8 protein-coding genes are annotated in these 23,830 nt (G+C 72.7%); 2 read left to right on the forward strand and 6 right to left on the reverse strand.

Features of this window, described 5'->3' with window-relative positions:
• Positions 1-22: 22 nt before the first annotated feature.
• The 6 genes from KF837_39625 to KF837_39650 all read right to left on the reverse strand — a co-directional run bounded on the left by KF837_39625 (position 23) and on the right by KF837_39650 (position 11,565).
• Positions 23-1,693 (reverse strand): hypothetical protein, encoded by a 1,671-nt coding sequence (locus KF837_39625; GenBank protein ID MBX3233500.1) that lies wholly within the window; start codon positions 1,691-1,693, stop codon positions 23-25.
• A gap of 55 nt (positions 1,694-1,748) precedes the next feature.
• Positions 1,749-3,431: a thioredoxin domain-containing protein gene (locus KF837_39630; protein MBX3233501.1), complete on the reverse strand. Its 1,683-nt coding sequence runs from the start codon at positions 3,429-3,431 to the stop codon at positions 1,749-1,751.
• A gap of 130 nt (positions 3,432-3,561) precedes the next feature.
• Positions 3,562-3,822 carry a hypothetical protein gene (locus KF837_39635; GenBank protein MBX3233502.1) on the reverse strand — a complete coding sequence of 87 codons (261 nt, stop codon included), beginning with the start codon at positions 3,820-3,822 and terminating at the stop codon, positions 3,562-3,564.
• A 323-nt stretch (positions 3,823-4,145) separates the two neighbouring features.
• Positions 4,146-9,785, reverse strand: coding sequence for a hypothetical protein (locus KF837_39640; GenBank protein MBX3233503.1), 5,640 nt, complete (start codon positions 9,783-9,785; stop codon positions 4,146-4,148).
• A 29-nt stretch (positions 9,786-9,814) separates the two neighbouring features.
• Positions 9,815-10,840 carry a diacylglycerol kinase gene (locus KF837_39645; GenBank protein MBX3233504.1) on the reverse strand — a complete coding sequence of 342 codons (1,026 nt, stop codon included), beginning with the start codon at positions 10,838-10,840 and terminating at the stop codon, positions 9,815-9,817.
• Between the two features lie 5 nt (positions 10,841-10,845).
• Positions 10,846-11,565: a 1-acyl-sn-glycerol-3-phosphate acyltransferase gene (locus KF837_39650; GenBank protein MBX3233505.1), complete on the reverse strand. Its 720-nt coding sequence runs from the start codon at positions 11,563-11,565 to the stop codon at positions 10,846-10,848.
• An 87-nt stretch (positions 11,566-11,652) separates the two neighbouring features.
• Here KF837_39650 and KF837_39655 point away from each other — a divergent pair, with 87 nt between their 5' ends.
• Both KF837_39655 and KF837_39660 read left to right on the forward strand, forming a co-directional pair.
• Positions 11,653-23,124: a tetratricopeptide repeat protein gene (locus tag KF837_39655; protein ID MBX3233506.1), complete on the forward strand. Its 11,472-nt coding sequence runs from the start codon at positions 11,653-11,655 to the stop codon at positions 23,122-23,124.
• A complete protein-coding gene (locus KF837_39660) occupies positions 23,121-23,747 on the forward strand; it encodes a DUF374 domain-containing protein (GenBank protein ID MBX3233507.1) in 627 nt (208 codons plus the stop codon). Before KF837_39655 ends, KF837_39660 begins: the two co-directional genes overlap by 4 nt.
• Positions 23,748-23,830 lie beyond the last annotated feature (83 nt).

Consider the following 23,830-nt stretch of genomic DNA (forward strand, 5'->3'; position numbering starts at 1 on the left):
CGAGTATAGCTCAACACGCGGGTCAGTACCGTTCGGGCTTCGCGACGCGGAGTCGCTCGATGACGCGATCGAGCTCCGGCATGGAGCACGTCACCGTGGCCGGCGAGGCCGGGTCCGGCGTCGCGATCTCGGCGAGCTTTCGCGCGGCGGATTCCATCCGCTCCTCGTCCGCGGCGGGATCCGAACGGATGAAGAGGACGCCGCCGACACGGTGTCCGTCGAGGCGGCCATCGACGATCGCCACCTCCAGCGGCGCGGCGACCTTGCCGCCCTTGCGATCGCTCAGCGCGACCGCCTCGTCGATCTCCGCCTTGTGCTCCGCGTAGAACGCCGCCGGCTCGGCCGCGGCGTCACGACCTCTGCGCGGGAACGGCACGAAGAGGCTCACGCAGTGGCCGGCCCAGGTGCGAACGCCGCGCGCGTGGTGGACGGCGTTGCGCTCGTCGGCGCTCGAGCGGACGAGCGTCGGCGCCGCGCCGCCGCTGCCGCCGCCGCGCGTGTAGCGCACGATGGTCGTGCCCTTCTCCACGCTCCCCGAGTCGCGGCCGATGATCCAGACGTCGCCCGAGCGTCGCGGGACGATCCGGTAGATCCATCCGATCGGCACCGGCGGGACGGGATCGAGGATCGTGGTCGCGATCCAATTCTTGAGATCGCTCCCGGCGTTGAACCCGATCGCGATCGCGTCCGACCGGTACCCTGGGGCCGTCAGCTCGGGCGGCGCCGCCGGTGGATCGAAGCGCTCGTCCTTGCCGTCGCGCGTGATGCGGACGAGCCACGTCGGCGGCGGGTTGCCTCCTTCGACGTACCAGACCGCGCCTTCCGCGTCGATCGCGCGGACGCTTTCGCGCCCTTGCACGGCGTGCGGCGTCCAGCGGTCTCCGTCGAGCACGTAGGAGGGATGCTGGTAGTCGCCCTCTTGGTCGCTGCTCACGCACGAGATGTACGTGCGCTCGTCGGCGCTCTCGATGAAATGGCACGAGCGATACGTCGTGTCTTCATGCTCCGGTGCGATCCTGACGATGCGGGCGGGCCGCCCCGGCGCGGGGCCGATCGCGCCCTCGTCGATCGTTCGGGTATTGGTGTCGGTGTCGGCGCGGCGCTTCCTCCCCAGCCACACGACTTCCTTCTGCGTCACGTGGCGTTCGGTCCACTCGTACCCTTCGGGGAGACCTGCCGTCACGGTGGCAGCGAACGGCTCGCCGTGGCGCGGATGTTCCAAGGGCGGCGGCGCGATGCCGGCCTTCGTCCACGCCTTGCCGGTCCACTCGAACGCGGCTGCGCCGGCGGGCCGGACGAACGGTCTCGTCGCCGGCCCCGAGACCGTCTCCCGCCCGAGGGTGATGGGGCGCGCGTCGAAGCCGCCCATCTCGTCGTCCCCTTCGAGGAGGAGCGGCACCGCGTCGGCGGGCGTACCGATGCGCTGGAGGGCGCCGTCCGGCCCGACGGCGAAGACCGCCGGGCCGGAGGTCACGACGAGGCCGTCGTCCAGCATCTGCACGAGGCCCATGTCCACGCCGACCGATCGCGCGACGACGCGTCCGGTCCACGGCAAGATCGCCGCCGTCGCGTCGTGTGACGCGTCCCCGCCGGCGTCCACCACCGACGGCGACGGCGCGCGGCGACAGCCGTCGCACGCGAGCGACGGCGCCAATAGCCACGCGAGCATCCATTGCTTCCATTCGAACCGCACGTCGCGTTGCCTGCGTTGTAGACCACGCGCAGAGCCTGCGCGCGATTGTCGCCGGTCAGCGCACGCCTTTCGTTTCTTCGAGGGCGAGCAGGTAGTCGCCGAGCCAGCGGCCGCGCGCGCGGATCTCCTCGGGGACGGAGATCGCGCGGAGGATGCGGCCGATCGCGGTGCGGTACGTTGGGTCGTCGGAGCTGCGCGCGATCCGCGCGAGGTGGCGGAGCGCCATGACGTTGTCTTCGAAGGGGACGCGGCGCACGGCGAAGACGCCGACGGCGTCGGGGTCTCTCGTCGCGCCGAAGAGGCCGCCGCCGCTCTCGTCGGTGAGGTCGCGGAGCATCGCGTCGGCGACGGCGCGGGACTCGGTGAGCCACTCCTCGTCGCGGGTCGCCTCGTAGAGTCGCGCGAGGCCCCACCCAAAGGCGGCGTGATCGGCGAGGAAGGTCTGCTTCGGCTCTTCGCCGTTCGTCGCGGCGGTGTGGGCGATCGCGCCGGACCTCGTGCGGTGTGTGGCGAGGATGCGGCGGGCGGCTCGCTCCGCGGTCGCGCGCGCGGCGGGGTCCTTCGTCGCCTCGTAGAGCGCGGCGTACGCTGCGATCGCGAGCCCGTTCTCGCGGCCGTACTCGTTCGTGTCGACGCGCGGGACGCCGCGCGCGAGCCGCTCGCGCGCGGGGAGGGCGTAGTACGTGTGGCCGTCGGTGAAGGGCTTCGCGCGATCGTGCGCGTTCACGTCGGCGTCCTGCGTCGTGTAGAAGCCGCCCTCGGGTCCGGTGAGGAAGCGATCGATGTAGCGCTGCATCGCGCGGGCACGCGCGAGGTGGCGCGGGTCGCCCGTGAGCCGGTACGCGGCGGCGTAGTTCTCGAGCGCGGGCGCCTGGAACGTCATGAGCTTCTCGTAGTGGGGCTTCGACCAGTCTCCCGCGGCGGAGTACTGGTAGATGCCGCCCCACACCGGATCGATGAGCGCCGCCTGCTTGTCGAGCGTGAGGAGCGCCTTCGCGCGTGCGTTCACGTCGCCGCGCTCGGCTTCGCGTAGGGTCCACGCGTTGTCCCAGCCGAGCGGCGCCTTCTGGCGGCGGCCCCAGCTGCCTTCGACGGGGTCCCAATATTCGTCGAGGTCGAGCATGACGTTGCGCTGGATCCACGCGAGCTGCTCCTCGGGGAGCGGGGTCTTCGGCGCGGGTCGCGAGATCCCGGTCGTGAAGCCGGCGCCGCAGCCGGGGGCCACCCCGCCGGCCTCGGTCTTCGACGCGCTGTTCGTGGCGATCTCGTGGAGTATGGTCACGAATTTCGTAGGTTCGATGTAACCACGGTATTTCCCGAGCTCCTCGGCGTCGGGCGAGAACACGACGGTGGCGGGCCACCCGTAGTCGCCGTAGCGCTCGGCGAGGTCGGGCCGTGCGTCGACGTCGACCTTCACCGCGATGAAGCTCTTCGCGATCGCGGCCCGCACCGCGGGATCGTGATAGGTCGTCGCTTCCATCACGTGGCACCAATGGCACCACTCGGCGGCGCCATCCATCAGCACGAGCTTCCCTTCGGCCTTCGCGCGCGCGAACGTCTCGGGCGCGAAGGGCGCCCAGGCGACCGGCTCCCCGGGCGCCGCGCGCTCCTGCTCCCGCTTAGCGGACGTCAACGCCGACGGCGCGGCGACGCTTTGGGGTGAGCACGCGGCGAGGGCGAGCAGGAGCGAAGGAAACAGCCGCGCCGCGGACGGCCACGACGAGGGACGAGCGACCATTCCACGAGCCTACGCCCGACTCTCGGCCCCGGTTCCACGCTGTCGGCATGCCGTCGGATGGCATGCCCACTGCCCACCGGTCGGCTCGTGGCCGCATGCCCAGGCCGGCTCGTGTCGGCATGCCGACGCGTCACGCGGCCTCCTCCTTCTTTGCGAAGTCGAGGGGGAGCTGCGCGCTGGCGTCGGGGGATGCGAGGCCCGCGATGATTCGGAACGCGTGGAGCGGGAGGACGATCAACGGCTCCTCTCCGAGGCCGCTGAGCACCGCGACCGGCACGGAGCCCGACGGACCGTATGCCTCTGCCTGCACGAGGGCGTTGGTCAGCAGCACCGGGAGTCGCTTCCGCGTCTTCACCTCGACGGAGAGGACGATGCCCGACGGAAGCGTCACGGGCGCGCAGTCGGGGCCTCGGTCGTAGCGCGCACGCCCCGCCACGCGGGTCGTTCCAAGCAGCCTCGCCGCTTGTCGCTCCCGGTCCGCCGCTCGCCGCTGCGGCGCGGGAGGACGGGAGCTTCTGCGCGGCGACGGATCAGAGGCGGACATGATGCGAGTGCTCGGCCATCCTCGGCCACGGTTGCGTGTCACCGCACGCAGCGGTGTCGATGGCGGGCGCCTGTCGGCATGCCGACAGCATGCGCACGCGAGAGCCGCGATGACCCGGTCGACGACGGATGGGGCATGCAGGGCTGGCGGGGCGCGTGAAGGTTGCGGGGCTACGTGCGGCCGTAGAGGCGGCGGAAGGTGTCCCAGCATTGGGGGGAGATGGTGAATTCGAGGACTTCGCGCATGGTGGGGTTTTGCGCGAGGGCGGCGCGGCGGGCGGGGGCGTCGATGTTGTGGGGGACGTCCGGGGCGAGCACGTGCGCGACGGCGCGGAGGTCGCGTGCGAAGAGGATGGCGGCGTAGAGGGCGCGGCGGGCCTCCTCCGCTTCCCAGTGCGGGAGCTCTTGCCGCGGGTCGGTCGACGCTTGCGCGACCACGCGTTCGAGGTCCTTCTTCGTCTTTCGGGGGAGGACCGAGCTCACGCGCTTCCGGAGGTCCTTCACCGCCGGGGTCTCGTCGGTGCTCGGCAAGACCGCCTCGAGCAACGCCAGGATCTGCGCGCGGGGCAGCGTGTAGATGCTCCCGCTCGCGGCGATGCGGGTGCACGCGTACGCGACGTGGAAGAGGCCGATCGGGCGGCCTGCGTCGCCGACGAGCTCGTTGCCGACGACGAGGGCGCGTGGCTCCGTCTGGAGAAGGAGCGCGTCCTTGCCGGTGCCGCGGCAGAGCAGCGGGGGCGGCGCGCCGAGGGCCGCCGCGACGCCGCGCGCGTCGCTGACCAGCGTGTACGAGTCGGGCAGCGGGGGGTGCTGCGCGAGGAGCGCCTCCTGGCCTGGGAACAGCTTCGGCAAGAACGGGTCGAGGACGGCGAAGATCGAACGGAGCGCCCAGCAGCGGGAGGGGCCGACGAGGCGGTTCATCGCCTCCTCGACGAGGAGCGAGCCCTCGATCGGTCGGAGCGCGGTCGCGTCGTCGAGCGTGATCTCGATCTCGTCGCCCGTCGCGCCGAGGAGCTGCGCGGCGGAGGCGACGAGGACGCCGATCTCCGGGCGGCCCGTCGCGATCGTGAGCGTGACGAGGGCCTGGAACGGCTCCGCCGCGAACGGGTCGACCTTCACCGCGCCGCGGAGCTCCGTGAGCGCGCCCTCGTCGTTGCGGCCGCGGAGGTTCGCGGCGAGCGCGAGGCGCGTCGGGATCGAGTCGGGGAAGGACTGGATCGCGGCGATGAGCTGGCGATCGGCCGCGTCGGGGTTTCCGAGGCGCTCGCGGTGGACGCGCGCGAGCGCGGCGCGCATCGCGAGGACGCCGGGCGTGTTCGGCGGCACGCGCGTCATCGCCGCCTCGGCTTGCTGGACGAAGGGACGGAAGTCGCCGTCCTTCGTGAAGCGCTCCTCCAGCGCCGCGATCGCGGAGGGCTCCGTGAGCGCGAGGTCGAACGCGCGCGAGAGGGCGGACTCCGCCTGCGACGCGGGCCAGGTGTCGGGGCGCGAGCGGATGAGGCCCGCGAGCGCGACGAGGGCGCGCGCGCGTTCGGCGGGGGAGCCGCTCTCGCCGAGCTCGGCGTAGAGGTCGAGCGCGCGCTCCTCGTGGCCGCCGCGCGCGGCCGCGTTCGCGAGGCGGTGCCGGATCTCGCGATCGTCGGGGTGGTGATCGGCGAGGTCGCGGAGGAGCGTCTCGGCCTGCGCGTGATCGTCGAGCTCCTCCTCGTAGATGCGCGCCTGCGCGAGGCGGGCGCGCCGGCGCGTGGCCGCGTCCGTCGTCGCCTCCGCGACGCGGCCGTGGAGCTGCAGCGCCTCCTGCCAGTTCTTCACCCGCTCCTCGAGGAGGGCGAGCACCTCCACCGTGGCGGGATCGTCCTCGTCGGGGCGGAGGGCGAGGGCGCGGCGGAGGTCGGCGATCGCGCCCGGCGTCGCGCCGAGCCGCGCCGCGAGGATCCCCGCGCGCTGCGTGTAGCACTTGGCCTTCACCGCCGGATCGGGGGCCGCCTCGGCGTGGGCCTGCAGCACCTTCACCGCGCCGTGCCAGTCGGAGGAGGCCTCGAGGAGCTCGAGCGCGCGCGCGAACGCACGCGGATGCTCGGGCTCCCGGTCGAGGAGCGCGCGGTAGGCGCCGAGTGCGCGGATCGAGCTGCCGAGCCGCTGCTCGTGGACCTCCGCGCAGTCGAGCCACGATCGCGCTGCGTTCTCGGGGTCGAGCGACGCTTGCGCCGCGCGCTCGTGGAAGGCCGCGACCGCCGCCCAGTCGCCGGCCTGCGCGCGGAGGGCGCGCGCGGCGTCGAGCGCGGGGAGGAGCTCGGCGTCGGTCTCGAGCGCGAGCGCGTAGCCCGCCTCCGCGTCGCTCGTGCGCCCCGAGCCGTCGTCGACGACGCCGGCCGCGAACGCGAGGAGGGTGCGGATCGGGACGTCGGCGGTCGCGCGCGCGCGGGTGAGGAGCGCCTTCGCGAGACGGGCGTCGTCGATCGAGGACGACGCCGCCGCGCAGCGGACGAGGCCGTCGAGCGCGAGCGGGTCCTCCGCGTCGGCGAGGAGGAGCATCTCGTAGAGCGCGGTCGCGTCGTCGGCGCCGAGCGCGCTCTCCTGCTCCGCCGCGAGCGCCATCCGCCGCACGACGCCGCGCGCGAGGTCGGGATCCGTCGTCGCCTGCGCGAGCTGTTCGAGCGTGCTCGCGACGTCGTTCGCCTTGTTGCCGAGCCGCGCGACGCGCACGCGATCGGCCGCGACCTCGACCGGGCGCGCGCCGGCGCCGAGCGCCTCGTCCCAGTGCCTCGCCGCGCGGCCGGGATCGTCGAGCCGCAGCTCCGCGAGGCGCGCGAGGCGCACGAGGACACGGAGCCGCGCGGTGGGCTCGGGCGAGAGATCGAGGAGCTCGACGAGGATGCGGTCGACCGCGTTCCAGTCGCCGCGCACCTCGTGGAGGCGGAGCGCGCCCCAGAGCGCGGCGTAGCGATCGGCGTCGCCGCCGAGGAGCGTCGCGTCGAGGGTGCGCGCGTACGCGTCGGCGGCGAGGTCGCGGTCCTCGACGCACAGCTCGAGGACGATCGCGGCGCGGAGCAAGAGCCGGACCTGCGCCGTGCGCTCGGTGCTCGTCTCCGCGAAGCGCTGGAGCGCCTTCGCGAGGCGCTCGTACTGGCTCGTCTTGCGGAGCAGCCGCTCGAGCGCGGCGAGCACCGGCGCCGAGGAGGGCGTACGCTCGAGCGCCTCCGCGTACGTCGCGATCGCGTCTTCGATCTTGCCGAGGCGCTCCTCCTGCACGCGCGCGATGTCGATGAGGCCGAGCGCGGCGTCGTCGGGGCGCGGCGCGATCTCGACGAGGCGGCGGCGCGCCGCGACGACCTGCTCCCAGCTCCCCTCGCGCTCGTGGATCCGAAGCGTCGCGATCGCGGCGGCCTCGTGCTTCGGATCGCGCGCGAGCACCGCCTCGTACGCCGCGAGCGCGCGTCGAGGATCGCCGATCCGCGCTTCGATCGTCGCGCCGACGCGGTAACGCATCGCGATCGCCTCGTCGCCCTCGAGCAGCTCCGCCTGCGCCTCCAGCGCCGCGACGTGCTCCGCCCAGCGCCCCGCGTCCGCGAGCGCGCGCGTGTGCGCGACGAGCTTGTCGAAGCGCGCGATCGGCGCCGGCTCCTCCTCCGCGAGGACCTCGCCGAGGAGATCGGCGGCGCGGGCGGCGTCGTTCGTGCGTACGTGCAGCACCTCCGCGAGCTCGAGGCGGAGCGCGCGCCGGCGCCGCGCGTCGGTCGTCGCCTCGATCGCGGTCTCGTAGAGGCCCACCACGCGCGGCCACTGGTTGGATGCACGATACATGCGATCGAGCGCCTCGAAGGAGGTGCTGTTCGTCGGCTCGAGCGTGAGGACGCGCTCGTGCATCGACGCGATCTCGTCGCGGGGGCCGTTCGCCGCCTCGAGCCGCTCCGCGAGGGCGGCCCAGCGCACCGCGCGCGCGCGCGGGTCCGCGATCCGCTCCGCCTCGCGCCGCTCGAGGTCGAGCACGAGGCCGGCGTGACCGCGCGCCTGCGCCATCGCGAGGAGGGCGTGGACCGCGGGCGTGAACGCGGGCGCGGTCTCGACCGCGAGCCGGTACGCCGCGAGCGCCTCGTCGTGCTCGTCGAGGCGCGCCTCGCGCAAGCGGCCGAGCCGCACGAGCGCCCATGCCTTCGCCTGCGGATCGTGGAGGCGGGCGAGGAGCTTCTCGTACGCGGCGGCGGCCTCCTCCCAGCGCCCCGCCGTCTCCAGCACGAGGGCGAGCTTCTCGACCGGCCCCGGATCGTGCTCCGCGAGCCCGGCCGCGCGGAGGAGGCACTGCGCGGCCTGCGCGTGATCGCCGATGCGCTCGGCGTAGACGTCGCCCGCGCGCTCCCAGCGCTCGCGCGACGCGCGCGGGTCCTCGATCGCGCCGGCCTCGACGACGAGCATGCGCACGTACTCGTCCCAGTCGCGGCGGCGGAGGAGGATCGACTGGATCGCCGCGCGCGCGGCGATGTTGTTCGGATCGGCCTCGAGCGCGCGGCGCAGCGACGCGAGCGCCTCTTCTTCGCCGGAGTAGCGATCCTGGAGCGCGCCCGCGGCGCCGTGGAGGGCGCCGCGCATCGCGCTGTCGGTCGTCGTCTGCGCCATCGCGTCGAGCGCCTCGAGGACGCCCGACCAGATGTGCTTCGTCTCCTCGACGACGTCGTCGCGCGTGTCCTTCTGCTTGATCCGCAGCGCCGCGATCGTGTCCCACGCGCCGAGATCGGAGCCCTCGAGCGCGAGGACCTCGCGCATCGTCGCCTCCGCGCCGGCGAGGTCAGACGCGGCGTGCTCCTGGATCGCGCCGCGGTACCACAGGAGCGCGACGCGCTCCTTGCCTTCGAGGTGCGCGAGCTCCGCCGCCGTGCGCTGGAGGACGACGGAGGGATCGGCGCCTTGCTCCGCGAGCCAGCGCAACGTGTGCGCGACGAACCGCGCGTCGGGCGCGAGCGACTCCGCGCGGGTCAACAGCTCGCTCGCGCGGAGCGGGTCGTCCATCGCGTCGAGGAAGATGCGCGCCTCTGCCGCGAGCAGCATCGCCGCGCGCGTGGGCTCCGTCGCCGCGCGCGCCTCGACCTCCCGCGTCGCGCGATCGAGCACCTGCCGCCACGGCGATCCCGGCGCCTGGCTCGGCGTCACCGACGGCGCGATCGACGGCGGCGCCGTCGCCGACTTGATCGGCGCGAGCTTCGGCGCGGCGGGCGCGGCGGGCTTCGCGTTCGACCCCGAGCTCGGGATCGGCGGCGGCTTCGCAGACCCCGAGCTCGGGATCGGCGGCGGCTTCGGCGGGAACGAGGCCGCCGGCGTCGCGGGCACGGCGGACTTCGCCGCGCGCATCCCGCGCTGCGAGGTCGGCGCCGGCTTCGCCGCGCGCATCGCGCCTTCGGACTTCGGCTTCGCTGCGCGGATCGCGCCTTGCGACGCTGCGCGCATGCCGGCCTGCGAGGTGGGCGACGGGAACGACGGCAGCGGCGCGGCGTGATCCGCGGCGTCGTTCGCGAGCGCGCGTGGGGAGCGCGACGGCGGCGGGCTCGAGGTCGGCCGGGGCGACAGCGGCGGAGGCGGCGGGCGCGAGACGCCGGGTACTAGAGGAGGAGGGCGGCGCGACGCGGGCGGCGCGGAGAGACGCGTGGCCTTCGGAGGAGGGGGCGGCACCGACGCGCCGGTCCGCGTCGACGGCGGCGGCGGAGCGGGGACCCGCAGCGACGGCGGCGGCGCCGGGTCGGACTCGAGCGCGCTCGAGGAGAGCTCGGCCGCCGGCATCTCCGCCGTCGCGTTCAGCGGGTCGTCTCCACCTTCCGCCATGAAATCCGAAGCGTATCCGATCCGGTCCGTCAGGACAGGCCGAGCATGCGCCAGTCCAGCGCCTCGACCTTGCGCGGCGAGAGCGCGAGCTCCACCGTGAGCCGCGAGCCCACCGCCTCTCCGCCGATCTGGAGCGGGACCGCGCGCGAGAACGTCATCCGCGCGGCGGTCGTGAACCAGTCTTTCATCCCGCGCAGCGGGTGCTGGCCGCGCCAGATCTTCGGGATGTCGTAGACCGCGGTGAGCGTCTTCTGGTCGTAGATGCGGACGTTGAGCCAGTCGAGGAGGCGCTCCGCGAACGGGTAGGCCTTGAAGCCGTAGCCGAACTCGGGGCACGTCGCGGCGCCGGCGACGCTCACCATGCCCTCGTAGAGGATCGTGCCGCGCCGCGCGCCGGGGAGCGGGGCGAGGTGACCCGCGTCGTCGACGACGAGGACCTCGTCGCCGAGGTTCTCGATCAGCACGTGCGGCCGCCCCTTCACGACCGACTTCGGGACCGTGCGCGTGATCATCGCGGTGAGGTAGCCCCAGACCGTCTTCGAGATGCGGCTCGACGGCGACTGCTCCACCTGCTGCCGGTAGTCGTCGAGCACCTGCGCGTCCCAGCCGCAGCCGCCGAAGAACGTGAGCACGCCGTCGCACTCGAGCAGCGCGTAGCGCCGCGTCGGCAGCGGCCCCGGGTGCTTCGCGAGCGCGCGCACGCACGCGTCGAGCTTGCGCGCGCCGAGCGCGTGGGCCCACGCGTTGCCGGTCCCGAGCGGCAGCGCGCCCACGGCGGGGAAGGGCTCGCCCTTCGGCACGACGCGGTCGAGCGCGTTCAAGAGGACGACCGCGGAGCCGTCGCCGCCGGCGGAGAGGATGCAGCGCGGCGCAGGTGTTCCGGGGCGCCGTTCGCGCAAGAGGCCGCGGAGCCAGCCCTCCACCTCGTCGACCGTGCGCGTCAGCTTCACCGCCGCGCCCGGGAGCGCGCGCGCGATCTGCACCGCGATGCGGCGTCCGCCGCGCTTCGCGTTGGCGTTCACGAGCACGAAGATGCCGTCGCCGGTCGCCGCCATCGAACTCAGAGCCCGCTCGCGATCGAGGCGCGGACCTCCGCCGAGAGCGCGTCGCGCGCCGCCTTCGGCTCCTTGTCCGCCCAGCGCCGCGGGTCGACCGGCGGATGGATCGTGACGAAGACCTCGACCCCGGAGCGGGAGAGCATGCCCTTCGCGCGCAGCACCTCGCGCGTGCCCGCGATGCTCACCGGCAGGACCGGCACGCCCGCCTCGACCGCGAGGACGAAGCCGCCCTTCTTGAAGGGGAGCAGCTCGCCGGTCGGGCTCCGCGTGCCCTCCGGCGCGATCCAGATCGGCGTCCCGTGCTCGAGCGCGGTCCGCGCCTCGGCGAGGCTCGCGATCGCGCTCCGGTTGTTGCCGCGATCGACGGAGATGAAGCCGGCCGCCTTCATCGCGCTCCCGAAGACGGGGAGATTGAAGAGCTCGCGCTTCGCGACCATGCGGATCCGCGCGCCGAGCACGTAGTAGATGACGGCGACGTCGTAGTGCGACTGGTGGTTGCTCATCACCACGTAGGTCGCCTTCGGATCGTAGTGCTCGCGCCCGTGGACCGAGATCATCATCTCGCTGTTCGCGACGACGCGCGACGCCCACGCCTCGAGCCGCTCGTCGCACGCCTCCTTCGTGAGCGTGCCGCGCACGGCGTCGACCACGGTGACGGTCGACGTCGCGAGGGTCTCGCGCACGTTCTTCAACGAGAGGAGGAGCGATTTGCCCGACGCCACGACGTGCGCGTCATTCTAGGTCAGTTCGTACAGACGAGCGTGCTTGCTTGTGAGGTCTCGGCTCCCATACCCTGCGGCTGCGAGACTATGAGCGAAAGCACGATTCGCACCGCCCTCGGCGTGCTCCAGGACGAGCCCGACAACGAGCAGGCTTGGACCGATCTCGCCGCCGCGGTGCGCGGCGCGGGCGTCGACGCCGACCGTACGCTCACCCTCCTCGGCGCCGCGCGCGCCGCGCACGAGATGCGACGCGAGTACGAGGCGGTCGCCCGCCTCCTCGAGCTCGAGGTCGAGGTGGCGCGCGGCGACCGCCAGATCGAGCTCTACCGCGAGCTCGCGCAGCTCCGCGACGACGTGCTCCTCGACGACGCGAACGCGCTCGCGGCGTACAAGAAGCTCCTCGAGCTGCGCCCCGACGACGCGGGGGCGAAGGAGGGCATCGAGCGCAGCGAGGTGAAGCGCTCCAAGTGGAAGGACCTCGCGCAGAAGTACTTCTCCGAGGCGAAGGGCGCGAACGATCCGAGCTTCAAGAGCTCGCTCCTCGTGAGCGCGGCCGAGATCGCCTACCGCTACGCGCGCCCCGAGCTCGAGGCGCGCGAGGCGAAGGAGGAGGCGAAGCGGCGCGAAGAAGAAGAGGCCGCCGGCCCGAAGACCAAGCGCGGCAAGGGCAAGAAGAAGAAGGGGGAGGGCCCGGCCTCGGTGCGCGACCTCGCCGTCGCGGAGGAGAAGAAGAAGAGCCGCGACCTCATCGAGAAGATCCTCGGCCTCCTCCGCGACGCGCTCGTCGCCGATCCGAAGAACCGGCGCGCGATGATCCTCCTCGAGCGCACGCTCGCGGCGGAGCAGCGCTGGGAGGAGCTCGCGAAGGCGCTCGACACGTTCGCCGACCAGACGCCGGCGAAGGACGAGAAGCTCGCCGCCCTCACGCGCCTCGCGCGCGTGCAGATGAAGAAGCTCGAGGGCCAGAGCGAGCGCGCGATCACGACCTACGAGAAGATCCTCGACTACGCGCCGACCCACCCGGAGGCGACCCGCGTCCTCGTCGACCGCTTCACCGCGAACCAGCAGTGGGACCACCTCGTCGCGCTCTACGAGGGGCAGCTCGCGGCCGCGGGCGGGCGCGCGCAGGACCCGGGCACGCTGCTCCAGGTCGCGATGGTGAGCTGGAAGATGCGGAGCAAGCCGGAGGCGGCGGAGCCGTACTTCGAGAAGTTCCGGCGGTACGAGCCGGCCCACCCCGGGATGCTCGGCTTCTTCCGCGAGCACTGCGAGAGGACCGGCGACCAGACGCGCCTCCTCGCCATCCTCGAAGGCGCGAAAAACGCGATGCCCGACGGTCCAGAGCGATCCGCGATCGCCGGCGAAATTGCGCAACTCGCGGAAGTGGGTGAAAATGCGCAAAAGGCGATCGAGCAGTGGCGCACGATCCTGCGCTCGCAGCCCGACAACGTCGAGGCGCGCGACGCGCTGAAGCGCCTCTACCGCGCGACCGCGTCGTACAACCCGCTCGCCGATCTGCTCCGCGGCGAGCTCGAGCGCGTCGCCCCCGACGCGCCGAGCCGCCTCCCGATCCTGCGCGAGATCGCGACGCTCTACCGCGAGCACATCAAGAGCGACTCCGCGCTCGTCACCGTCCTCTCCCAGATCATCACCCTCGATCCGAGCGACGCCGAGGCGGTCCGCGAGCTCGCGCGCGTCTACGAGGCGCTCGGCCGCTGGCGCGATCTGCTCACGACGCAGATGCGCCTCGCGGAGCTCGATCCCGACGAGTCGATGAAGGCGGAGCTGTACCGCTCGATCGGCCGCCGCTGGCTCGATCAGTTCTCGAACGTGCAGAACGCGATCGAGGCCTTCGAGAAGCTCCGCGCGACGAAGCCGGAGGACACCGAGGCGCGGGAGAAGCTCCGCGAGCTCTACGTGAAGCGGCGCGCGTACAAGCCGCTCTTCGACCTGATGGAGGCCGAGTCCGCCCTCTTGCCGCCGGGGCCGGAGCGCCGCGCGATGTGGGCCGAGATGGCGAAGCTCGCGTCGGATCGGCTCGATCGCGGCGCCGACGCGTCGCGGCTCTACCGCATGATCCTCGAGGAGACGCCGGGCGACCTCGTCGCGCTCGACGCGCTCGAGAAGCAGGCCGATCGCGACAAGGACTACGCCACCGTCGCGATGGCGCTCGAGAAGCGGGTCGACCTCTCCGACGACACCGCGACGAAGCTCTCGCTCCTGCAGAAGCTCGCCGCGGTCTACGGCGAGCGGATGGAGGACCAGCCGGGCTCGCTCCGCATCTGGCGCCGCGTCCTCGACGTGTCGCCCGGCCACGCGAAGGCGCTCCGCGTCCTCCGCGAGGCGTACCTCGCCACCAACGACATCGACGCGCTCGCGGAGCTCTACGCCGCGACGAAGGACTGGGAGGGCCTCACCGAGGTCCTCTCGAACAGCGCCGACCGCACCGAGGACCCGCAGCGCAAGATCGAGCTCTCGTACCGCGTCGCCGCGATCTTCGAGGACGAGATCCGCCAGCCCGAGCGCGCGTTCCGCGCCTACGAGCGCGTGCTCTCGGTGAAGCCCGACGACGAGCGCGCCGCGACCGCGCTCATGCCGATCTACGAGCGCGAAGAGAAGTGGGCGCGCCTGCCCGCGCTCTACGAGGTGCTCCTCAACTACGCGAGCGGGGAGCAGGACCTCCGCGCGCTCTACGGGCGCCTCATCACCGTCGTCGGCGATCGCCTCGCGGACAAGGTCGCGGCGATGCGCTGGGCGCGGAAGATGTACGAGCTCGCCCCGCGCGAGCCGCACTCGCTCGCCACGCTCGAGAACCTCGCGCGCGCGTCGGGGGAGTGGTCCATCCTCACCGAGGCGATCACGGAGCGCATCGCGTCGGACGCTTCGGAGCCGGACGAGAAGCGCAGCCTCCGCCTCAAGCTCGCCGAGGTCGCCGCCCAGCACGCGGGCGCGCCCGACGACGCGGTGACCGCCTACAAGGAGCTCATCGAGGCGAACCCGAACGACGCGGCGGCGGTCGGCGCCCTCGACCGGCTCCTCCGCTCGCAGCCCGATCGCAAGGACGACCTCCGCTGGCTCTTCCGCCTGCGCATCGATCGCGCGGCCGGCCCCGGCGACGCGATCGTGCTGCTCTCGGAGTGGGCCCAGCTCGAGGAGGACGTCTTCTCCGAGCCCGCGCGCGCGATCACGGTCTACAAGGAGCTCCTCGATCGCGACCCGATGAACGCGCCGACGCTGCGCGCGCTCTCCCGCATCTACATCTCGATGGGCGACGCGGAGAACGCGGTCGTCATGTACGAGCGCGAGCGCGACCTCGAAGAAGGGCCCGCCCGCCTCGCGCGCGAGATCGACATCGCGCGCCTCTACCTCGGGCCGCTCAAGAACCCGCGCGCCGCGCTCGAGGCCGCGGAGCGCGCGCTCGAGATCGCGCCCAACGATCCGCGCGCGATCGGCCTCGTCGAGGAGCTCCTTCCGCTCGCGGAGACGCGGAAGGAAGCGGCGACGGTGCTCGACAAGGCGTACTCCGCCGCGAACCGCTTCGACAAGCAGGCCGAGGTCCTCGGCATCCTCCTCGCGACCGCGGTCTCGAAGGCCGATCGCCTCCCGCTCCACCTCCGCCTCGCGGCGGTGAAGTCGAACTTGGGCGATCGCGCCGGCGCGTTCGACGTCCTCGCCGGGGCCGCGCTCGAGCATCCGACCGAGCTCGATCTGTGGGATCGCCTCTCGTCCCTCGCGGTGAAGACGAACCGCGTCGCGCGCTTCGTCGAGACGATCGCGCAGGCGGTGCCGGAGACGGGGGAGACGGGCCTCCCCGCCTCGGTGGAGATGGACCTCGCCGAGCGCGCGGCCACGCTCTACGACGAGAACCTCGGCGACATCGACAAGGCGAAGCCGTACCTCGAGCGCATCCTCGCCCAGGACCCGACCAACGATCGCGCGTTCCTCCGCTTGAAGCAGATCCTCACCACGCGCGAGCTGTGGTCCGACCTCGAGGCGCTCTACGAGCGCGTGATCGCGGCGGCGGAGAGCCCCGAACGCAAGACCGATCTCCTCGCCGAGGTCGGCATCATCGCGGAGGAGATCACGAACGACACCGCGAAGGCGGTCAGCTACTACGAGCGCATCCTCGCCCTCGTGCCCGATCACGATCAGGCGACCCTCGCGCTCGACACGCTCTACGCCTCGCAGGAGCGCTGGCCCGATCTCGCCGACCTCCTCCGCAAGCGGATCGAGCGCGCAGGCGCGACCGATCCGACGCCGCTCCGCCTCCGCCTCGCGACGCTCCTCTTCGTCCGCCTCGGCGATCCGAAGGCCGCGCTCGACGAGCTCGAGCAAGTCAGCGAGGCCGATCCCGGCAACCGCGAGGCGAGGGACCTCGTCGAGAAGTGCCTCACGGAGGGCGATCTCCGCCAGCGCGCGGCCGCGATCCTCGAGAAGGTCTACGTCGAGCGCGACGAGATCCGCGATCTCGTCCGCGTCCTCGAGGTGCGCCTCGAGGCGATCGCGGAGCCGGATCCGCTCCGCGAGATGCTGCAGCGCATCGCCGAGCTGAAGGACGAGCGCCTTAGCGACGATCACGGCGCGTTCGCCACCTACTCGCGCCTCCTCCCGCTCGCGCCGGCGGAGCTCGCGCTCCGGGAGCGGTACCTCGAGATCGCGAGCCGCCTCGGCAAACAAGAAGAAGCCGCCGCGGTGCTGGCGGAGACGGCGAAGAACGCCGACGCCCCGCAGCCGCGCGCCGAGATCCTCGGCGAGGTGGCGAAGATCCACGAAGAGGGCGGCCGCACCGATCAGGCCGAGGCCGCGCACCGGCAGATCCTGGAGCTCGCGCCGGAGGACGCCGGCATCGCGCTCCCGGCCGCGCGCGCGCTCGAGACGATCTACATCGCCGCGAACCGCGGGGCGGACCTCGCCGGCGTGCTGCGCGTCCAGGTGAAGCTCGAGAGCGACAGCCCCACCCGGCGCGAGCTCCTCGGGCGCCTCGGCACCCTCGCCGAGGACACGCTCCAGGACGACGCCGCCGCGGTCGCGGCGTGGAAGGAGCGCCTCGACGAGGACCCGACCGACGAGGACGCGCTCAGCGCGCTCGATCGTCTCTACGAGCGCGCCGGCGACAAGCGCTCGCTCGTCGACATCCTCAAGAAGCGGGAGGAGAACGCGACCTCGGGCGACGACAAGCGTCGCTTCGCCCTCCGCGCGGCGAAGGCCTACGTCGCGCTCGGCGACGTGGAGGAGGCGATCCTCGCGTACCGCGCGATCCTCGACGACTTCGGCGCCGACCCGCCGACCCTCGTCGCGCTCGCGGACCTCTACGCGCGCGCGGAGCGCTGGCGCGACCTCGAGTCGACCTACGAGACGAACCTCGGCATCGCGACCGAGGCGGCGGAGCGCATCTCGCTCCTCACGCGGATGGGCGACGTGCGCCGAAAGCGGCTCGGCGAGGTCGCGAGCGCGATCGAGTCGTACCGCGAGGCGCTCACGATCGATCCCGACGCCGCCGCGGCGCGGGGCGCGCTCGAGGAGCTGCTCGACGAGGGCGAGTCCGCGCGCGCGGAGGCGGCCGAGATCCTCCGTCCGCTCTACGAGGCGTCGGGCGAGAGCGAGAAGCTCCTCCGCGTGCTCGACATCCAGATCGAGCAGACGAGCGAGCTCGACGCGCGGCTCGAGCTCCTGTCGCGTGCGGCGAGCGTCGCGGAGACGCAGGACCCGAAGCGCGCGTTCGCGTATGCGTCGCGCGGCTTGAAGGAGGCGGCGGCCGAGAGCACGGTCGAGGAGTGGATCGAGCGGGTGGAGCGGCTCGTCCTTCGCTCCGAGGCCTGGGCGGACCTGGTGGAGCTCTATCGCGCGGTCGCGCCCGACGTCCTCGACGAGGACAAGCAGGTCGGCGTGCTCGTCCGCATCGCGGAGCTCGCGCGGACGAAGGTCGACGACACGGAGCTGGCGAAGACCTCGTACCGGCGCGCGCTCGAGCTGCGTCCCGACAACACCGGCGCGCTCTCTGCGCTCGAGGAGCTGCACGAGGCGGCGAAGGAGTACGAGCACCTCGTCGACGTCCTGAAGCGCAAGGCGGAGATCGCGGAGAGCGACGACGACAAGCGGCACGTGCTCTACAAGCTCGCGCGCGTCTGCGACGAGTCGCTCGCCGATCGCGATCGCGCGATCGCGGCGTACGAGCAGGTCCTCGACCTCGGCCTCGACGCGCCCGCGATCGAGTCGCTCGAGCGCCTCTACGCCGCGGCGGGCCGCTGGAACGACCTCGTCGCGCTCCACGAGCGCGAGCTCGGCGCCGACACGACCGCGCCGCCGCGGCGCGCCACGATCAACCACGCGCTCGGGCACCTCTTCGTCGAGCAGCTGAACGAGACCGACCGCGGGTTCGACGCGTGGGCGGAGGCGCTCCGCATCGACGCGCAGCACCCGGCCACGATCGCGTCGCTCGAGGCGATCATGGCGAACAAGGACGACCTCGTGTCGGGCGCGCGCGCCGCCGCGATCCTCGAGCCGGTGTACCTCGCGCGGCTCGACTGGCGGAAGGTCATCGGCGCGGTCGAGGCGCGGCTCGAGGGCTCGCAGGACCCGTTCGAGAAGCGCGATCTGCTCCGCCGCCTCGCGAAGCTGCACGAGGAGCAAGAGGAGAGCTACCGCGTCGCGCTCGACATCATGGCGCGCCTCCTCGCGGAGGACCCGAGCGACGAGACGACGTGGGCCGAGCTCGAGCGCCTCGCGCGCGTCGCCGGCGCGGAGGACCGCCTCGCCGAGATCTACGCCGGCGAGCTCGCGAAGATGGCGGAGCTCGACGCGACGACGTCGCGGATGGCGTACCGCACCGGCGAGATCTTCGAGCAGGGCGGCGACCCCGAGCGCGCGCTCCGCTTCTACCAGCGCGCCTACGACTTCAACCGCGCGGAGGACCAGAAGTCCTTCGAGGCGATCGACCGCATCCTCCTCGCCGGCGAGCGATCGGCGGACCGCATCGCGCTCTACCGCGACGCGCTCGAGTTCAAGCACGACCCCGCCGAGCGGACCGCGACGTTGCACGCGCTCGCGCGGATCCAGGAGGAGAGCGGCGATCCCGAGGCCGCGATCGAGACGTACCGCTCTGCCCTCGACGTCGACGAGTCCGACGCGCACGCCCTCGACCAGCTCGACCTGCTCTACACGCGCCGCGAGAAATGGCGCGAGCTCGCCGATCTCCAGCGCCGCCGCGCCGAGCAGGCCGCGCTGCCGGAGGAAGAGGCGAAGTGGCGCCTCTCGCTCGCGAAGGTGCTCGACACCCGGCTCGACGACGCGCTCGGCGCGATCGACGAGCTCGAGGCGGTGACCGGCCTCGTCGCGCCGTACGGGAGCGAGCAGGGGAAGGCGGCGGTGGCGGGGCTCGAGGCGATGCTCACGCGGCCCGACTACCGTCCGAAGCTCGTCGAGCTGCTGAAGCCGATCTACGAGAACGCCGACGACTGGCAGAAGCTCGTCGACATCGCGCGCTACCGCTTCGACATCGCGGGGAGCCCGAACGAGAAGGTGGCGGTCCTGCGCGAGACCGCGATCCTCCTCGAGGAGCGGGGGAGCGATCAGGGGCGCGCGTTCGAGCACGTCATGGAAGCCTTCGTCCTCGATCCGGACGACGGGGACACGCGCGAGGAGCTCGATCGCCTCGCGATCGCGACCACGCGCTGGGACGACCTCGCGCGCACGTACGAGGCCGGGATCGAGAAAATCGATGGTATCGGAAAAAAAGAGCTGCTCGAGGCCCTCGCGCGCCTCCACGACAAGCGGCGCGACGATCCGCGCCGAGCGCTCGACGCGTGGGAGCGCCTCTTCACGCTCGACGAGTCGGACCCGCGTCCGCTCGACGAGATGGACCAGCTCGCGACGCTGCTCTCCGACTGGCCATCGCTCGTCCGCGTGCTCGCGAAGCGCGCTGAGCTGACGAACGACGACGAGGAGCGCGCGTCGCTCTGGCGCCGCATCGGCGAGGCGCGCCGCGACATGCTCGAGGACGCGCCGGGCGCGATCGACGCGTACGAGCGCGCGCTCGAGCTCGAGCCCGACAGCGCGTGGACGCTCGACAACCTGATCCCGCTCTACGAGGACAAGAACGACGCCGCGCGGCTCGTCGATCTCTATCGCCGCCGGGTGGAGCTGTGCGGCGAGCTCGACGAGGAGCTGAAGCACCGGCTCTTGCTCGACGCGGCCAAGTGCTACGAGATCGGCCTCCAGGATCGGCGCGAGGCGGTGGTGCTCCTCGGTCAGGCGCTCGCGATGAAGCCGGACGATCCGGAGATCACGCAGCGCCTCGTCGACCTCTACGAGGCGGAGAAGATGTGGCCGGAGCTCCTCGACGCGCTCCGCGCCGACGTCGCGCGCGCGTCCGATCCTGAGGTGAAGCGGACCCTCACGAGCCGGATCGGCCGCCTGCTCTCCGCCGAGCTCGAGGACCACGCCGGCGCGCTCGAGGCGTTCCGCGAGGTGCTCGCGAGCGGCTACGAAGACGCGGCCGCGACCGAGGTGCGCCGCATCGGCGACGCGCGCGAGGAGCTCCGCCGCGACGCCGCCGACATCCTCATCCCCGTGCTCGAGGGCGCGGGCAAACACGAGGCGCTCGCGGACGCGTACGAGCTCCGTCTCCGCGCGGAGACCGATCCCGCCGACCGCGCGACGACGCTCCGCACGATCGCGAAGGTCGCGGAGACGCACCTCCAGGACCTCGAGCGCGCGGAGAACGCGCTCCTCCGCGCGCTCGCGGATCAGCCGCTCGAGAGCGATCTCCACGGCGAGATCGAGCGCATCGCGAGCTTGCTCGGGAAGGACGGCTGGTCGCGCTACGCCCACACCCTCGGCGAGCGCGCGACGTCGATCTTCGAGCCGTCGACGACGTCGGACCTGTACCTCCGCCTCGGCCGGATCGCGGAGATGAAGCTCGGCGACCTGCCGCGCGCGGCGGAGGCGTACGCGCACTCGGCCGAGCAGGGCGGCGACGGCCGCGACGTCCTGATGTCGCTCGAGCGCGTCTACGCGCAGCTCGGCGACACGCGCGCGCTCGTCGACATCCTCGAGCGCCGGGTCGGGATCGAGGACGAGGCCGCGGTCCAGGCCGACCTCCATCACCGCCTCGCGAGCCTCCAGATCGGCGCGCTCGGCGACAAGGCGCAGGGCCTCGCCACCTTGCGGATCGCGCTCGAGCGCGTGCCGGAGCACCAGGCCGCGCGCGAGGCGGTGGAACGCCTCCTCTCCGAGGGCGCGCTCTTCGACGACGCGTTCGACACGCTCGAGGGCGTGTACCGCTCGACCAACCGCGGCGAGGACCTCGCGCGGCTCTACGAGCGCCGCATCGATCGCGCCGACGGCGTCCGCGGCCGCACGCGCGCGCGCCTCGACCTCGCGCGCGTCCGCGAGAACGAGGCCGGCGATCCCGCCGGCGCGCAGCGCGCGGTCGAGGCCGCGATCATCGGCGAGCCGACCGATCCCGACGTCTTGATCGAGCTCGAGCGCCTCGCGGAGAAGAACAACCAGTGGCGTGACGCCGCCGCTGCGCTCGCGCGCGCGCTCGAGGTGCAGGACACGATCGCGCCTCGCTCCGCCGGCAGCGCGGAGCTCTACGCCCGCCTCGGGGCGTGGTCGCGCGACAAGGTGGACGATCGCGAGGGCGCCGAGCGCGCGTTCGCGAAGGCGCTCGACGTCGAGGCGGACAACCTCGATCTCGTCCGCGCGCTCGAGCAGCTCCAGCGCGGCCCCGGCCGCGAGCGCGATCGGGTCGGCACGCTCCGCCGCCTCGCGAAGCTCGAGGGCGAGCCCGAGACGCAGCGCGCGCTCGCGAAGGAAGCCGCGTCGATCGCGGAGATGACGCTCGCCGACGCGAAGCTCGCGGAGGACATCATCCGCGACCTGCTCGAGTCGAACGAGGCGGATCCGTGGGCGATGGACGAGCTGATCCGCCTCCGCGACACCGCGGGCGACAACGAGGAGGTCGTCGAGCTGCTCCTGAAGCGCGCCGAGGGCGAGGCCGACGGCGCGGCCGCGCTCGCGTTCCGCCATCGCGCGGCCGAGACGGCGGAGACGCGCCTCGGCGATCGCAACCGCGCGGTGGGCCTCTACGAGGAGATCCTCGAGTCCGAGCGCGGCGACACGCGCGCGCAGGACCGCCTCCGCCAGCTCTACGGCGATCTCGCGAAGTACAACGAGCTCGCGAAGCTGCTCATGCTCCTCATCGATTTCGCGGAGTCACCGGGCGCGCGGTCGGCGCTCCGGATCGAGCTCGCGAAGCTCCAGGCCGAGCGCTTCGAGGCGCCGCGCGACGCGGCGGACACGCTGCGCCAGGTCCTCGACGAGGAGCCGGACCACGACGAGGCGGCGAAGATGCTGCTCTCGATCTTCGATCGCGGCGGCCGCGACGCCGAGCTCGCCGAGCTCCACGCCCAGCTCGTGGAGCGCGCGCGCGCCCGCGGCGACGTCGCGCTCGAGCTCGCGCGGATGGTCGATCTCGGCGCCGTCCTCGAGCTGCGGGTGAAGGACGTGAAGCGCGCGCTCGAGACGTACGAGGAGATCCTCGCGCGCGATCCGCGTCACGCCGGCGCGCTCGACGCGGTCGCGCGGCTCGCGGAGTCGCGCGGGAACTGGGAGAAGGCGGCGCAGGCGCTCTCCACCATCATCGAGGTCGGCGGCGACGCGGTGTCGGTCGAGCTCCCGCTCCGCCTCGCGGCGGCGAAGAAGGAGCTCGGCGACGAGGCCGGCGTCGAGGCGGCGCTGAAGCGCGCGCTCGCGATCGAGCCCGCGAACGCCGACGTGCGCGAGCGCCTCGCGCAGCTCTACGAGCGCACCCAGAAGTGGCAGGAGCTCGCGGACCTCCTCGCCGACGACGCGACGCTGGTGCAGCAGCAATACGGCAACGGCGAGTCGTCGCCGCCGCCGCCGCCGAAGATGTCGCTCGCGCCGGGCATGTCGATGCCGCCGGCGCCGCCGCACGTCGGCGAGCAGGTCCGGCTCCTCCGGCGCGCGGCCGACATCCACATCAAGCAGCGCAACTCGCCCCCCGACGCGATCCCGGTGCTGGAGCGCGCGTCGAAGCTGGTGCCGCTCGATCGCGAGCTCCTCCTCGTGCTCTGCGACGTCTACGCGAAGTCGGGGCGCGACCGCGACGCCGCGGCGGTCCTCGAGCGCATCATCGCGTCGTTCGGCAGCAAGCGGACGAAGGAGCTCTCGGTCTACCACCACCGCCTCGGCCGCGCGCTCTCCGCGCTCGGCGATCGCGACGCCGCGCTCGGGCAGTACGACATGGCGTTCAAGATCGATCCGGGCTCGATCGAGGTGCTGAAGGACCTCGGCGTGCTCGCGATCGAGACGGGCGATCTCGAGCGCGCGCAGAAGACGTTCCGCGCGCTCCTCCTCCAGCGCCTCGACGCGTCGAGCTCGATCACGAAGGGCGAGGTCTTCTACTACCTCGGCGAGATCTGCATGAAGCAGGGCGACAAGGCGAAGGCGGTCCAGATGCTGGAGCGCGCGATCGAGAGCGATCCGCAGCTCACCCGCGCGAAGTCGATGCTCACCGAGCTGAAGGCCGTGTGATCGGCTGGGTCCTCGGTGTCGTCGCCTGGGTCTGGTTACGCACGTTGCGGGTGACGCTCGAGGTCGATCCTTCTCTGCCGTGCGATCGCCCGTGGGTGCTCTGCTTCTTCCACGGCAAGCAGTGGCCGCTCCTCGCGTGGCGCCGGCGGCGGCGGACGGCGGTGATGGTGAGCTTGTCGCGCGATGGAGCGCTGCAGGCGCGCGTGCTAACGGTGCTCGGGTTCGACGTGGTGCGCGGCTCGTCCTCGCGCGGCGGGGCGCGCGGGCTCGCGGCGGTGGTGCGGAGGCTCCGGCGCGGCGACGCAGACGCGGCGTTCGCGGTGGACGGGCCGCGGGGGCCGTACGGCGTGGTGAAGGAGGGGGCGCTCGTCGCGGCGCGGCGGAGCGGGGCCGTGCTCGTGCCGATGGGGAGCGCGATCTCGGGGGGAGGGAAGGTCTTCGCGCGCGCGTGGGACCGGTACGCGGTGGCGTGGCCGTTCGCGCGGGTGGCGGTCGTGCTGGGCGCGGCGCTGCCTGCGGAGGCCGACGCGTGCGCGGCGGCGCGGGCGATCGAGGCGGCGAACGCGCGGGCGGAGGCGTTGTTGCCCCAGCGGCGCACCTACATGGTACCCTCGCGGCCGTAAGGTTCCGTTTGAATCAACGGCGAGGGGACGCGGTCCAACGGCTTCGTCGTCGTTTAGCTTGTGACCCGCCGTCCGGCGGGAGG

The organism is Labilithrix sp., assembly GCA_019637155.1.
In the GTDB taxonomy this organism is placed as follows: domain Bacteria; phylum Myxococcota_A; class Polyangia; order Polyangiales; family Polyangiaceae; genus Labilithrix.

What these genes read in the sequence shown, in the direction of transcription:
- KF837_39630 (MBX3233501.1), bottom strand. Translation starts at nt 3,431, where the DNA reads ATGGTCGCTCGTCCCTCGTCGTGGCCGTCCGCGGCGCGGCTGTTTCCT.
- KF837_39640 (MBX3233503.1), bottom strand. Translation starts at nt 9,785, where the DNA reads ATGGCGGAAGGTGGAGACGACCCGCTGAACGCGACGGCGGAGATGCCG.
- KF837_39645 (MBX3233504.1), bottom strand. Translation starts at nt 10,840, where the DNA reads ATGGCGGCGACCGGCGACGGCATCTTCGTGCTCGTGAACGCCAACGCG.
- KF837_39655 (MBX3233506.1), top strand. Translation starts at nt 11,653, where the DNA reads ATGAGCGAAAGCACGATTCGCACCGCCCTCGGCGTGCTCCAGGACGAG.